General features: G+C 36.0%; 9 protein-coding genes. 7 read left to right on the top strand and 2 right to left on the bottom strand.

What is annotated here, in order from left to right:
- Positions 1-36 precede the first annotated feature (36 nt).
- Together ACICQD_RS02265 and guaA are read left to right on the top strand one after the other, a co-directional pair.
- The gene (locus ACICQD_RS02265) at positions 37-1,821 is read left to right on the top strand and encodes a ribonucleoside-diphosphate reductase subunit alpha (RefSeq protein WP_077188557.1); all 1,785 of its coding nucleotides are present in this window, start codon (positions 37-39) and stop codon (positions 1,819-1,821) included.
- 902 nt (positions 1,822-2,723) lie between these two features.
- On the top strand, positions 2,724-4,286 hold the full coding sequence (guaA, locus tag ACICQD_RS02260) for a glutamine-hydrolyzing GMP synthase (RefSeq protein ID WP_264373861.1): 1,563 nt from the start codon (positions 2,724-2,726) through the stop codon (positions 4,284-4,286).
- Between the two features lie 32 nt (positions 4,287-4,318).
- Here the strand turns inward: guaA and ACICQD_RS02255 are convergent, their stop codons facing one another.
- Positions 4,319-5,026: a TerC family protein gene (locus ACICQD_RS02255; RefSeq protein WP_010082284.1), complete on the bottom strand. Its 708-nt coding sequence runs from the start codon at positions 5,024-5,026 to the stop codon at positions 4,319-4,321.
- A gap of 765 nt (positions 5,027-5,791) precedes the next feature.
- Here ACICQD_RS02255 and ACICQD_RS02250 point away from each other — a divergent pair.
- Complete coding sequence (locus ACICQD_RS02250) at positions 5,792-6,598, top strand: ankyrin repeat domain-containing protein (protein WP_264329793.1); 807 nt, start codon at positions 5,792-5,794, stop codon at positions 6,596-6,598.
- 274 nt (positions 6,599-6,872) lie between these two features.
- Positions 6,873-9,392 (top strand): DNA mismatch repair protein MutS, encoded by a 2,520-nt coding sequence (gene mutS / locus ACICQD_RS02245; RefSeq protein WP_395461518.1) that lies wholly within the window; start codon positions 6,873-6,875, stop codon positions 9,390-9,392.
- A gap of 989 nt (positions 9,393-10,381) precedes the next feature.
- Here the strand turns inward: mutS and ACICQD_RS02240 are convergent.
- A complete protein-coding gene (locus tag ACICQD_RS02240; protein ID WP_007548550.1) occupies positions 10,382-10,780 on the bottom strand; it encodes a hypothetical protein in 399 nt (132 codons plus the stop codon).
- Positions 10,781-10,913: 133 nt separating this feature from the next.
- Between ACICQD_RS02240 and ACICQD_RS02235 the strand changes: the two genes are divergently transcribed.
- From ACICQD_RS02235 to ACICQD_RS02225, 3 genes are all read left to right on the top strand, one after another.
- A complete protein-coding gene (locus ACICQD_RS02235) occupies positions 10,914-12,092 on the top strand; it encodes a ribonuclease D (RefSeq protein WP_006279667.1) in 1,179 nt (392 codons plus the stop codon).
- 312 nt (positions 12,093-12,404) lie between these two features.
- Positions 12,405-12,992, top strand: coding sequence for a dephospho-CoA kinase (gene coaE / locus ACICQD_RS02230; protein ID WP_006280338.1), 588 nt, complete (start codon positions 12,405-12,407; stop codon positions 12,990-12,992).
- Positions 12,993-13,343: 351 nt separating this feature from the next.
- Complete coding sequence (locus ACICQD_RS02225; protein WP_395461517.1) at positions 13,344-14,747, top strand: NAD(P)H-dependent flavin oxidoreductase; 1,404 nt, start codon at positions 13,344-13,346, stop codon at positions 14,745-14,747.
- The last annotated feature ends 72 nt before the right edge of the window (positions 14,748-14,819 follow it).

Here is a 14,819-nt window from a genome sequence, read left to right as displayed (position 1 = left end):
AGTATCTATATATAATAAAAGAATAAAAGGAATTTTATGAATAACATTACCATTAATTACGCAAAGGACAGCAAATTAACCGACTTTGGAAAAGCAGTTCTATCAGACAGGTATTTAATAGAAAATGAAAGTTATCAAGACCTCTTTGCACGTATTGCTAATTACTATTCTGATAATAAAGAACATGCGCAGCGTCTTTATGACTACATGAGCAACTTGTGGTTCATGCCTTCAACACCAATACTCAGCAATGGTGGCACTAAGAGAGGGTTACCTATCTCTTGCTTTCTTAATGAAACCGAAGACAGCTTGCAGGGAATAGTTGATCTATGGAACGAAAATGTTTGGCTTGCTGCACGTGGAGGAGGCATAGGTAGTTATTGGGGAAATTTACGCTCAATAGGCGAAAGCGTAAAGGGTAGCGGCAAAACATCAGGAATTGTTCCATTTATTGTAGTGCAAAATGCTCTAACGCTTGCAATTAGTCAGGGATCCCTAAGGCGAGGAAGTTCAGCAGTCTACCTTCCTGTATCTCATCCGGAGATAGAAGAGTTTCTAGATTTACGCAAGCCAACAGGCGGTGACCCAAATCGCAAAGCGTTAAATATACATCATGCTGTAATAGTAACAGATAAATTTATGCAGGCTGTTGAGAATGATCAAGAATGGAATTTAATAAGCCCTCACAACAATAAGGTTATTTCAACTGTAAAAGCGCGGGATATATGGATCAAAATATTAACAGCAAGAGTTGAAACTGGAGAACCTTACATTATTTTCCTTGATGCAACAAATAACAATAAGCCAGAATCTTACAAAAAGCTCAACTTAGACATCAAGATGTCAAATCTATGCAGTGAAATAACTTTAACCACAGGTTATGATCACCTGAATAAGTCACGCACTGCTGTGTGTTGTCTATCATCCGTAAACCTTGAGTACTACGAAGAATGGAAAGACAATAAACTCTTCATAGAAGATATAATGCGCTTTCTTGATAATGTATTGGAAGATTTCATAAATAAAGCACCGAATGAAATGCAGCGAGCAAAATATTCTGCAGCCAGAGAACGCAGTATTGGTCTTGGTGTGATGGGCTTTCACTCATTTTTACAAAGCAAAATGGTTCCTTTTGAATCAGTAACAGCACAACAATGGAATAAAAAAATATTTAAGTATTTACGCGAGCAAGCAGATATAGTTTCTAAAAAATTAGCAGAAGAAAAGGGAGCATGTCCTGATGCCAAAGAAGTTGATCTAATGGAAAGGTTTACACACAAACTCGCTATTGCTCCTACTGCCTCGATCTCCATTATTGCAGGTAATACCTCCCCTGGAATAGAACCATACGCAGCAAACGTATTCATACAAAAGACACTTACAGGCTCATTTGTAGTGCGAAATAAATTCTTGCAAAAACTATTAGCAGAAAAAAATCAAGACAATGATAAAATATGGTCTTCAATTTCAACAAACGAGGGTTCCGTTCAGCATTTAGATTTTCTTAGTGAGCATGAAAAATTGACATTTAAAACAGCGTACGAGCTTGACCAAAGATGGATTATAGAACATGCAAGTAATAGAACTTCGTATATTTGTCAATCTCAATCAGTAAATCTGTTCTTACCTGCCAACGTACATAAACGTTACTTGCACAAAATACACATGCTTGCTTGGAAAAAAGGATTGAAGAGCTTATATTACTGCAGATCACAATCAATGCAGAGAGCCGATAAGGTCTCGCATGACATATTCAAAAAAAGTGAAATATTGCAACAAAAAACAGATATTGACTACGATGAATGTCTGTCATGCCAATAGCGGCCTTACTCAGAAAAAGTAGAGAGAAAGTTAAGCAAATGGGTAAATAGACTTCTTGCATAACCATATAACGCACTTTTATTGGGAATAGAAACGAAAAAACTTTCTTGACAAACTCCGCCAGCTCCCTTATCATAAAACTGAAGCTATTTATTTATCTTCGCAATCTGTGCAGGTTAATGACAAAAAACTTAGGGTATTTGGCGTCTCATGTTTAATTTTTCGCACTACGTGCATCGCATGTCTTTAAAAATTTTTAGGTTTTTACCTATATAAGCCGAAACGCGCTTACAAAGCGTTTAAGACAGCAAAAAACGTCAAATTGACAAGGGAGAATTTGAATGCTAGCTACTACGGGGTTTCTTTGCCTTTTTTCCTGCTTAGTAAATTTCTTAAACACTTGCGGTGTAGGTTAGTTGCAAGTTAAAAGCAGCTAAATCGCTCTTAATCAAGCGTTTTAGAATAAAAAAAACGCCGATATTTTAGTACATAGTAAATAGCCAACCACCATGGGGCTTCTTTTGCCTTTTTTTTCATTTGGTAAATTTCTTAAACATTTATGGCTAAACGACAATCGTCATCCCGCTACTTGTTAGCGGGATCTATTGCCGAGATACCGCGAATGAATCGCGGTATGACGGTTCGCGGTGGTATGACGGTTCGTGGCAGCATGAAGATAATCCCGCTACTTGTTAGCGGCTAAGGGATACCGCGAATGAATCGCGGTATGACGATAAGCTCGTCGTCCCGCTACGTGTTAGCGTCGTAGCGGTATGGTGTAGGAAAATTAGCTATATAGCTAACTTGTACCACGCGTTAAAGCTTTTAAACAGGTCTTGGTTTACTTACTCCATTATTTTCTTTATTATCAGATATCATTTTAAATAATATGGAGGAGCAAATTGTCAGCAATTGCCATTATTGATTTTGGTTCACAGTTTACACAGCTTATCGCAAGACAAGTAAGAGGAATGGGCGTTTATTGTGAAATATTTCCAAGCAGCGTCAGTTTTGAAACAATATCAAAATTCAATGGGTTTATTCTCTCTGGAGGACCACAATCTGTAAATGATGATTGTTCTGAAACAAGTAGAATAGTACATGAAATTATAAAACTTAATGAGGCAACAAGCGTTCCTATACTTGGAATATGCTATGGACAGCAACTCATTTGTCATTATTTTGGAGCAAAAGTAAAAGAGAGTTTCAAACAGGAGTTTGGTAGAACTAAAATCAAGATACTAAAAGAATCCCCCATTGTAAAGGATACCTGGGATGTTAATTCTGAAGTGGATGTATTAATGAACCATGCGGACAGTGTTGATACTATACCACAGGGATTTACTGTTATCGCATCAGGTGTGATAAATCAAACAATTGCAATGATTGTCAACGAACAGCGGAAGATTTACTGTACTCAGTTCCATCCTGAGGTTAAGCCCACAACAAATGGCAGTAAATTGCTCTCTAACTTCTTGGATATTGCAAATTGCAAAAGAGACTGGACAATGAAGTCGTTTATTGAGGAGCAAAAGGAAAAAATCAAAAATGTAGTAGGAGAGAAAAAAGTAATCGCTGCAGTAAGTGGTGGGGTTGATTCAAGCGTTGCAGCGGCTCTCACACATAAAGCTATAGGAAAACAATTGAACTGTATTTTTATCGATACTGGGTTGTTACGCAAGAACCAAACCATCGCTATGTTGAAAGAGATTCCGATAAATTACGTTGATAAATCAAATTTATTTTTGAGTAGGTTGAAGGGAATAACTGATCCAGAAGAAAAGCGAAAAATTATCGGTAACACTTTTATTGAAGTGTTTGAAGAAGAAGCAAAAAAAATAGGTGATGTGGATTTTTTGATGCAAGGTACCATCTACTCTGATGTAGTTGAGTCAGGGCATGCCTCAAACAACACTAGTACAATTAAGTCTCACCATAATGTTGGTGGGTTGCCAGAAAAGATGAACCTGAAGCTAGTGGAGCCTTTACGCTACCTCTTTAAAGATGAGGTAAGGCTACTTGGAAAAGAAATTGGGCTTTCAGATGAGATAATATTTCAACATCCATTTCCTGGACCTGGACTTGCAGTGAGGATTATAAGTGAAGTCGATGAAGAAAAGGTGCGAATATTGCAAGAAGTAGATGAAATATATATTAATACGATGAAAAATTACGATCTATACGATAAGATATGGCAAGCTTTTGCTGTATTATTACCAATAAAAACTGTAGGCGTTATGGGAGATGGTCGTACGTATGGATATGTTTGTGCTTTAAGGGCTGTAACATCATCTGATGGTATGACAGCCGATGCATTTCCATTTGAAGATAAGGATCAACACTTGCTAGTATTTTGGGATTTTTTACGCAATGTCGGCAGTATAATTGTTAATAATGTTCCCGGAGTAAATAGAGTTGTTTATGATATCACTTCTAAACCACCCGCAACTATTGAGTGGGAGTAAATCAAAAAGATCCCGCTGCTTGTTAGCTGGATCTAGAGATACCGCGAATGAATCGCGGTATGACGGTTAATTTTCTTTATTTTGCTTATAATTTCCACAAGCAGTGCAAACATAAATGAAGAATACAAATATCCTTTTGGTAATTCTATATGAAATCCATGAAGTATGAGGTACACACCGACAAGTAAAACAAATAAAATGGCGATTATTTTTAACCCTGGGTTAGATTTGATTAACTGGGCGGTATAACTTGATAAAAACAGCATTGCTAGCATGGAAAATGTAAATGCTGTAGCAATTATTACCATGTTATAAGTTAGTGCTATAGCAGTTAATATCGAATCAACCGAAAAAACTAAATCTATTAATATAATTTGTAGCACAACTAAAAAAAATTTTGATTTAACGTTTGCTTTCTTTTTATTTTTCTTACATACAAAGATGTCATCCCGTAACTCCATAGAGCTCTTAACAATAAGGAATAATCCCCCTGCGATCATAAGTAAATCCCTTGCTGATGCAGTGTGAAATATAGGTTTTTGCATTGATAATATAGATGATGTAAAAAATAGTATTACAAAACGCATTAATAGTGCTAATCCAAGGCCCATAAGGCGCACTCTTTCTCTCAGCGCATTTGGTACCTTATCTATTGCTAGAGAAATAAAGATTAAATTGTCTACACTAAGTATAGTTTCAAGTAGTGTAAGTGTCAGTAAAGTCCAAGCATCAGTTAGCATTTTTGTTTCAAATTCGGTTCTTCTTACTCTACAATAGATGTGTAAAAATTAAGTGACTTCACTCAGAAGTTTTATAGCAGTTCTCCAGAAAAACAGGATATATAAAGTTCAGTAGCTTCTTCTATTTTCGTTTTTGAGCAAAATCAATAATAAGAGAGTTTCTTATTTTCATGCACGCAAATAAGATAAAGCCTTATTTTCATTTTTGACTTTATTTGAAAATAATATATACTATAAAAATAGTGTGCTCGGTTGAATGAATGTATATTAAAGGATCACCATCAGGCAAATTATTCGCTGGTTATCAGGCATTTATACCAAGCCCCTTGCCACCAAAATTTGAATGGGACAATGATTTAGTTAATAGTCTTTAAACCCTTACTTTACTATAAGGAAAGTGGTTGAAAACTTAGGTGTCGTATTTACAACAGCCCAAAGAGCAATCGTAAAGCTTGAAGATTTAGGCATCGTTTCACAAACTTCTCAAGGAAAGAGAGATCGGGTTTATTGTGCAACTGATATTTTGAATATTCTAGAAGAACCAACTAAGATTACAGAGAACTTCGATAGCACATTGTAGCTATTGTGATGAATAAATTCAGCAAACAGCAAGCTTAAAGAGTCTGATCCAATGGACATGCTGAACAAAAAGTAAGGAGCTCCTTTTGGAGGATTATATTAACTTATTAATTAATTGCTTGACTTTTAGCAGGATTTATTATATTATTTATTAATGAGTAATGCAATCAAACCAAGGAGGATAGCATGATAAATAATTTGGATTCAATAATTCTTGGAATAAAAGATGGTGAAAAGGCGATTGAAGATTTAAGGGTTGTTCTTAAAAAAAGAAAAGAAGAAGTTATTACTACACAGACATTTAATTACGCTTTACGATGCCCAAAAACTACAAAGGAAGCGATAGTACACGAAATTCTGCTTCATTTTATACAAAATCCTGGCGAGCAATCACTAGAACAAGTGATACAATGCTTAGATAGAGCAATACAATCTGGGATATATGCAAAAAACAACCCAATAAGAAATCTAGATGAAGAATTTCGTACTCATATAAACTTTAAAGATGAAGAGGGAAATACATTACTACATCATGCAGTTATAGGTAATAAAACTGAAGAAATAACCACCCTTCTTGTTACATATAGTGCAAATCCTTTGATACAAAACGCGGATAATAAAATTCCTTCAGATTTAGCTCAAGGAAAAACAAAAGAAGTGCTTATTAAAAGTATGAAAAAACAAGCTAATACGAAAAAAGAAAGCGCTATGGTAGGCAGTTTGGTGCCTGGCGTAATAATTGGTGGTTTTCTTGGTGTTGTACTTGGAGCTGGTGTGTGTGTTGCAGTAAGTCTTTCTGGTGGTATGATACTAGGTGTAATGATAGCATCTTCTCTTGTTGCTAGTATAGCTATTGGACTGGCCATGTATTTTTTGAGTCAAGACTATGAACAGGCTAAAGCGATAGAAAAAACTATTAGCACTGTTAGCTCTGAAATATCTGTTGATGATACAACTGTCGCAAATGGTAAAAAGGGGCCACAACTTACATAGAAAAAGCTATAGTATTTTTCAAACTAAATAATAAACCTTGTAATTAGGATATTCTGGATTCCAGCGTCACGCGCTGGAATGACAACTGTGTTTTTGCTTTTTTGTCATCAAATACTCCTACTCTTTATGTCATCCAAGTGTCCTGACTACTTGGATCCAAGAAATTTAATTGTTTTAAATTTTCCCCTCTATACACCTATTTAAAATTTATGTTATTCACATGTGCAATATAATCTATAATAACGTTTATCAATACAATATATTAAAAAATATTATGAGCTTCGTAAAAGAAAAAAACACCCCTGTGATGGAGCAGTATTTGAACCTGAAAGCTCAATACAAGGATCATCTGCTATTTTATAGGCTAGGAGATTTTTATGAGTTGTTTTTCGATGATGCTATTAAAGCTGCGAAATTGCTGAATATAGTGCTCACTAAGAGAGGTAATTCGTGTGGGCAAGAAATACCAATGTGTGGAGTGCCAGCACACAGTAGTGAATCTTACCTGCACAAGCTAATAGATTTAGGATTCAAAGTAGCAATCTGTGATCAATTAGAAACTGCTGATGAAGCAAAAAAGAGGGGCTATAAATCCATAGTAAAACGTGATGTAGTGCGAGTTGTAACTCCAGGTACAATTATAGAAGATTCACTACTGGAGGATAAAAGCAATAATTATCTCGCGTCCATAGTTGAACAAAATGACGAATATGCTATTAGTTGGCTTGAATTATCGACGGGAAAATTTTTTCACACTTTAACGAGTTTGAAAGCTCTAGATAGTGATTTGTTGCGTATATCACCAAGAGAATTATTAATTTCTGAAAAATTCACTGAGGACGAAAAAATTAGATCGATTTTAAAAAATTATAAAATATCAATTACGCAACACGCACAGAGCTTTTTTGAGTATAGTAAATCTCACAGAACGTTATGCGAGTTTTATAAAATCAGGGAACTTGGGAGTATAGGAAATTTCAGCAAAGTAGAAATCATGGCGTGTGGTGCACTGCTTGAATATGTCAGAGTAACACAAAGGGGCTCTATTCCAAGGCTTGAATTCCCAAAAACCTATAAGCAACAAAATTTCATGCTTATTGATGCTTCAGCAAGGAGAAATCTTGAGTTATTTTCAACTCAATTTGGTGAAAAGAAAGGTTCACTAATTTCAGTTATTGATCACACAGTTACAGCCTCTGGTGGACGCCTGCTCAAGCAAATGCTCGCTTCACCACTTGCTTGCTCCAAGGCAATCAATTTGAGGCTCAGCACCGCTCAATTTTTTGTAAATAATCATGAGCCACGCAGAAAAATACGAGAGATATTATCTAACATTCCGGATATTGAGAGGTCTTTATCGCGCTTAATACTAGGGCGTGGTTCACCAAAGGATATGAACCTATTGAAAATAGGCCTAGGAAAGACTTTAGAATTGTCTGAGTTTCTGTCTACCTTGCATAATTATTGTTTAAGTGAAGAACCAGTAGCTAACTCTCAGATGTCATTCCAGTGCTTGGCACTGGAATCTAGAGAAAAGGAGTCAGTGTCTACCACTCAGGTGATAAGTAGTGACGAGAGTGAACTAAGCACAATACATAAAAGCCTTGGCAATCATAAAGACCTATTTGAACTGTTAAATAGTGCTATACTCGATAATAACCTCAGTTCCGTGAAAGAAGGAGGGTTTATCTACCCAAAATACAACTCAGAATTATCTGAGTTATCTTATATACTGAACAACAGTAACAAGTTGGTAACTAAGCTCCGTGAATCTTATCGCGATCTTACTGGCATTGCCGCACTCAAAATATTGCACAACAATATACTCGGTTATTACGTTGAAGTGTCGGCAAATCACAAAATAACTTCGGATATATTTATTCATAGACAAAGCTTAGCAAATAGCATGCGCTACACTACTAATGAATTGAAAGAACTAGAAAATAAAATTCTTACGGCACGTGATGCTGCAATCGGCTTAGAAATGAAAATTTTTAGTGAACTGTGTAGTGAAGTCGCTAAAGAATCTGAAAAAATTGCTCTTGCTGCAAATGCTTTGGCAAAACTTGATATTAGAACCGCATTTGCAGAGCTTGCAGTGCAAAATAATTACGTAAAACCCATTATTGATGACAGCAAAGAGTTCAATATCTGTAGCGGAAGACATCCAGTGGTTGAAGTTAACGATAAATTCATTGCAAATAGCATCAATTTAGCTGGTATACATCTAATTACTGGTCCTAATATGGCTGGAAAAAGCACTTTCTTGAGGCAAAACGCTCTCATTGCAATTTTAGCTCACATGGGGTCATTTGTGCCAGCAGAAAGTGCACATATTGGAGTGATTGACAAGATATTCAGCAGGGTTGGCGCAACGGATAATATAACAGCTGGTTATTCTACCTTCATGGTAGAGATGATCGAAACAGCAACGATAGTAAATCAGGCAACGGACCGTTCCTTGGTGATACTTGATGAAATTGGTAGGGGCACAGGGGTGTATGATGGATTATCTATTGCTCAGGCAGTGATTGAACATATTCACAATGTAAATAAGTGCCGCGCCATTTTTGCAACTCATTATCATGAATTAACTAAAGTAAGCAAATACTTGAAGAACGTGAAATGTTTTTGTGTAAAAATAAGAGAGTGGAACGGAGAGGTTATCTTTCTACATGAAGTAATTGAAGGCATTGCAGATGAGTCATATGGAATACATGTAGCAAAACTTGCTGGTTTTCCTGATTCTGTTTTAAATAGAGCAAGTGAAGTGTTTGAGGAGCTGAAGGCTTGAATCATTATTATAAGTGAAGAATTACCTATACAATCGTGGTAGTAGCTATAGAAACGAAAAACTTACTTGACACCCTTCGCCAGCGCCCTTATCATGATAGTGAAGCTATTGTATTTGCTTTCGCCAATCTGCAGATTAAAAGGTAAGGATTACTTAATGTATCGGCGTCTTATGTTCAATTTTTTGCAGTATATAGATACTGTATGTCTTTACAAAACTTCATCTACATCTAGATTTTTATCTAAATAAGCTGAACGCGCTTATAAAGCGTTACAAGACATCAAAAAATGCCAATACTCGACAGAGATAGTAAAAGACTAGCTAACTCGGGGATTCTTTGTCTTTTTTTCTGCTTAGTAAATTTCTTAAACATTTGCAGCGTAAGTTAGTTGCAATTAAAAGCAGCTTAATCTTGCTTGTCAAGCGTTTAAAACATAAAAAACGCCAATATTTTAAAGCGGATAATAACCCCAGGGCTTCTTTTGCCTTTTTTTTTATTTGGTAAATTTCTTAATGTTTGTGGCTAACATGAACAAACATTTGAGAGTAACTTCCGCTAGTAGGGTGTCATCCCAGTGTCTGGGCACTGGGATGACAAAAAAAGGAGGCTACTCGGATGACAGCTAGCCTGACAACCGTCATCCCGCTGCTTGTTAGCGGGATCTCTTGTTAGCGCCGCGGCGGTATGACGTAGAATTTTACACTCACCAATTCAGTGTCCAATCTGGATTCCAGACTGGAATGACACCCTTTTGGATGGAAACCAGTGTCAGGACACTGGGATGACAAGAAAGAGGCTACTTGGATGATACCTATAGCCCTGTCATTCCAGCGCGTGACGCTGGAATCTAGTTCTTATTATATATCCAGAGATTTACTATATTAGTAATATCAAACTAGATCAATTCTTGCTACTTCAATTTTTCTTTCAGTTAATTCCTGCCTGGCACGTTAAGTCTAGCCTTTTATAAATGAACCAGAATTATAATTTATCTTTTAAAAATCTCAAATGTAATAAATTTATGTTTTAAAGGATTTGATATATCAAATTTTATTGTATTTACTTTCTCATCAAAAACTATAGTATTCTCATCTATGTGATATCTGTCTATTTGATATGCTAGTGAAAATGCGTCAAGCTTATCAGAAGTTGGAGGAGATTTATATACCACTACATTTAAAGTTTCTAAGTCTAAGTTCACTCTAACAGTCACAACACCTTGTTCAAACGAACTTTCAAACAAACCTTGAATAGATTCACCATGCATACATGGCGGGTCCATTCTTACAGCAGATATACATCGATTATATATTGCATCCCCTGAACCGTTGTGCATGCACATCGTAAAATCTTTACTTCCTTGAAAAAGGTCTATAAAATCTACCATAACACTTCACCACTACATAACAAACACTTTATAATATTATAAGTAACTAGCAAGCTCCATTACTAATTTCGTAGTGACTCTAATTGCAAAATTTAATATAAGTAGTAAAATAGAACCACTGAATAAAAAACATATGTTAATTAATACAACGTCGGAGCTGGAGGACATATGTGAGGGGTTAATAGCAAAAAAGCCGAAATTTATAGCAGTTGACACGGAGTTCATTAGAAATAATTTAATCTACTACCCAAAATTATCGTTAATTCAAATTTCTTACGGAGAGAAGAGTTTTATTGTAGACGCATTAGTGCCAGAAATTGATTTATCATTCATTAAGAAAATAATGCTAAATCAGGGGATAACCAAAGTGTTTCATAGCTGCCGGCAGGATATAGAATCCTTACTCACTGTGTTTAAATGTATTCCCACTCCCATTTTTGATACCCAAGTTGCTGCTATGTTTTGTCATTATTATCATGACTTTATTGGTTACTCAAAAGTAGTGGAGCAATATCAAGGAATAGCACTGGATAAAATTAAAGCTAAAAATTCAGATTGGTTAAGGCGTCCGTTGTCCGAAGATCAGTTAGATTATGCAGTAAACGACGTGGTACACCTATATGACCTATACCAAATATTGTGCAATAAACTTGAAGAAAATAATAGGATGGGTTGGTTTCAAGAAGAGATGGAATCAATAGTTGATATAAATAAGTATTTACATAGCCCAAAAGATGCATGGAAGAGGATTAAATTTAATTATGAAGTAAATCCAAGATTGATACTAACTGTTAAAGCAGTTAGTGAGTGGCAAGAAACCTTAGCACAGCGCTATAATATGAACCGTAATAAAATAATCAATAATGCTGTAATAGCTGATTTTATTGAAAAAAATGTAGAGCATGTTGATGAGATTTTAGATGATCTCAAGAGGAATACAAAAAATATAAAAGATGCGGATTTACTAGAGTTTGTGAATATTTTTAATGAAAATGAGAGAAATTGGATGCAGCAAAACAACACCTTATCGAGTAATTATGACAAATCTGTACTTGATATACTCTCAATTATTTTAGATAGTAAATGTAAAGAAAGTAACATATCAAGGAAATTAGTTTCTTCAAAAGATGAGTTAACCGGGTCAATATCTGGACAGACAGATAAATTATTCAAGGGATGGAGATATGATTTTTTTGGCAGGTCAGTTGAATCATTTTTGAACACAAGCTCAAAATTTGAGATTTCAGCAGTGAAATCCGCAAATAATATAACCAAAATTCAGAGTAATTTAGTGGAGAATAACTGTTGCTAAAGTAACTTAGATTTATCGACAATCGTCATCCCGCTACGTGTTAGTGGCTAAGAGATACCGCGGCGGTATGACGGTTAAGTAGGGTGTCATCCAAGTAGCCCAGACTACTTCGATCCAGGAAAATTGATTGTAAACGAGCAAACATTTTCGATAAAATTACCAAAAAGCTAGATCCCAGACTGGGATGACACCACCTACAAATTGCAATGTTCGTATAGTTATGTGCTTGACACTGGGATCTAGAAAATCTAGTTAATATATATAGAGAAACCTTAGCTATAGTTTCAAAAGAAGTCGAATGTATTTTGTTATATGATTATAAGTCTAACAGGCGGAATTGGGGTAGGAAAGAGCTTTGTAGCTAATTGCTTTCAAGAGTTTGGTGCTGTTGTATTTGATGCTGATTCTGTTGTACACCAACTTTATAAAGTGGATAAAAGCATAATAAGTTATGCAGAGAAAAATTTTCCTGGAGTGGTAGTAAATGGTGAAATAGATAGAACAGTACTGTCTAAATATTTCTTAGCCTACGATGAAAATTGGAAACAATTTCAATCTTTGGTTCACTCTGCTGTGCTGCGTGAATTAGAATTTTTTATTGCCAAGGAAAAAAAGATCGATAGAAAACTTTTAGTTTTAGATGTGCCACTTCTATTAGAAACAAAATTTTATTTATATTGCGACCTTATTGTTTTTGTTCATGCAGATAGCGTTGTGCAAGCTCAAAGACTTAACGAACGCAACATAGATAAAGAAAAGCTTAATCTAATCTCCGATGTTCAGTTATCTATTGAGGAGAAAAGGAAGATGAGTGACTTTATTATCGATACCAGTGTAAGCAAAGAGTATGTTTTTTCTCAAGTAAAAGATATAGTGGATTCATTAAACCTAAACACGTAGCTCTACGTCATACCGCCGCGGTATCTCTAGATCCCGCTAACAAGCAGCGGGATGACGGTTGTCAGGATCCCAGCAGCCTCCCTCCCCTGTCATCCAAGTAGCCCCCTATGGTGTCATCCAAGTAGCCCAGACTACTTGGATCCAGGAAAATTGATTGTGCACTATAGCAACATTTTTGATCAAAAACTGGATTCCAGTGTCAAGCACTGGAATGACACCCTTCCGATGGGAACTGCTCTCAAACTACAACAGCATGAGTAGCTACAGAAGCTTTAATGATACAAGAAAAAATAAACAGCTATCATTTTTTTAGTAATTAAGTAAAATAGAGTGAAAGATTGCGAGGAAGTTTTGAAAAATAAGATAAAAAAGATAGTAATTTCAGGAAAGGAAGTGTGGCCAATCATCGAAGGTGGTAAAGGCATTGCAGTTAGTGATGGGAGATCAAGCGGAGCATTTGCTGCAGCAGATGCTGTGGGTACATTTTCTGGTGCAAATGCTAAGCTTATTGATGATAATGGCGAGTTAGTGCCACTAATTTATAAAGGCAAAACAAGAAATGAAAAGCATAGTGAATTGATTGAGTATAGTATTGAAGCTGGAATTAGTCAGGCAAGAATAGCAAATGAAATATCAAAAGGTCATGGAAGAATACACATGAATGTACTTTGGGAGATGGGAGCAGCAGAACGCGTACTTCATGGCATATTAGAAGGAGCGAAAGGTTTGATTCATGGTATTACCTGCGGTGCTGGTATGCCTTATAGGCTTGGAGAAATTGCAGCTAAATATCAGGTTTATTATTACCCTATTATCTCATCGGTGCGTGCTTTTAAAGCATTATGGAAGCGTACTTACCAAAGAATATCTTCCTATTTGCTTGGTGGAGTAGTGTATGAAGATCCATGGCTTGCTGGAGGGCACAATGGACTCAGTAACAGTGAAGACCCAGAGCTACCACAGGCTCCATTTGAAAGAGTTGCAGAGCTTAGATCTTTCATGAACGAGGTCGGTCTCTCAGAAACACCAATTGTTATGGCAGGAGGAGTGTGGCATTTGAAAGATTGGGAACATTGGTTTGACAATCTGCAAATTGGACCAATAGCTTTTCAGTTTGGCACTCGTCCACTTTTGACGAAAGAAAGCCCAATTTCTGCAGAGTGGAAAAAGAAGCTACTCACTTTAGAAGAAGGTGATGTATTTTTAAATAAATTCAGTCCAACAGGGTTTTATTCATCTGCGGTGAGGAATAATTTTATACGTGAGTTACAGGAACGAAAATTACATCAAGTAAATTTTTCAGAAAATGCCAGCGAAGAATCCAATAGTGAATTTGCAATGGGTAGCAGAGGTAGGAAGATCTACCTTACTGCAAAAGACAAAGAACTGGCAAATACATGGACTAAAGCAGGGTACACAGAAGCAATGAAAACCCCAGATTCAACTGTTATTTTTGTGACGCCAGATAAATTTAAACAAATAAGAGAAGATCAAATCAATTGTATGGGATGTTTGAGCCATTGTTTGTTTAGCAATTGGAAAGATCATGGTGACCATTCAACAGGACGAAAGCCAGATCCACGGAGTTTTTGTATACAAAAGACACTGCAAAACATTATACAGGGTGGTGATATTGAGAACGAACTCATGTTTTCCGGGCACAATGTGTACAAATTTAAGCAAGATCCATTTTATGAGAATGGCTACGTACCGGCAGTAAAAGAACTGGTGGAAAGGATATTGACTGGGTATTGAGTCAGTGACCTTACCCAGAAAAAGTGGAGAGAAAGTTTGGAATGTTTTTTACAAAAAGAATGATGCATCAAA

The sequence above is a fragment of the Wolbachia endosymbiont (group A) of Therophilus tumidulus genome, assembly GCF_964277345.1.
GTDB classification, from domain to species: Bacteria; Pseudomonadota; Alphaproteobacteria; order Rickettsiales; family Anaplasmataceae; genus Wolbachia; species Wolbachia pipientis.
Note: the sequence above shows the minus strand (reverse complement) of the source record. Positions and strands in the feature narration are given on the sequence as shown.

Excerpts from the sequence above, each read along its gene's own strand:
- ACICQD_RS02265 (WP_077188557.1), top strand. The coding sequence starts at position 37 with ATGAATAACATTACCATTAATTACGCAAAGGACAGCAAATTAACCGAC.
- ACICQD_RS02240 (WP_007548550.1), bottom strand. The coding sequence starts at position 10,780 with ATGGTAGATTTTATAGACCTTTTTCAAGGAAGTAAAGATTTTACGATG.
- ACICQD_RS02250 (WP_264329793.1), top strand. The coding sequence starts at position 5,792 with ATGATAAATAATTTGGATTCAATAATTCTTGGAATAAAAGATGGTGAA.
- mutS (WP_395461518.1), top strand. The coding sequence starts at position 6,873 with ATGAGCTTCGTAAAAGAAAAAAACACCCCTGTGATGGAGCAGTATTTG.
- ACICQD_RS02255 (WP_010082284.1), bottom strand. The coding sequence starts at position 5,026 with ATGCTAACTGATGCTTGGACTTTACTGACACTTACACTACTTGAAACT.
- coaE (WP_006280338.1), top strand. The coding sequence starts at position 12,405 with ATGATTATAAGTCTAACAGGCGGAATTGGGGTAGGAAAGAGCTTTGTA.
- ACICQD_RS02235 (WP_006279667.1), top strand. The coding sequence starts at position 10,914 with ATGTTAATTAATACAACGTCGGAGCTGGAGGACATATGTGAGGGGTTA.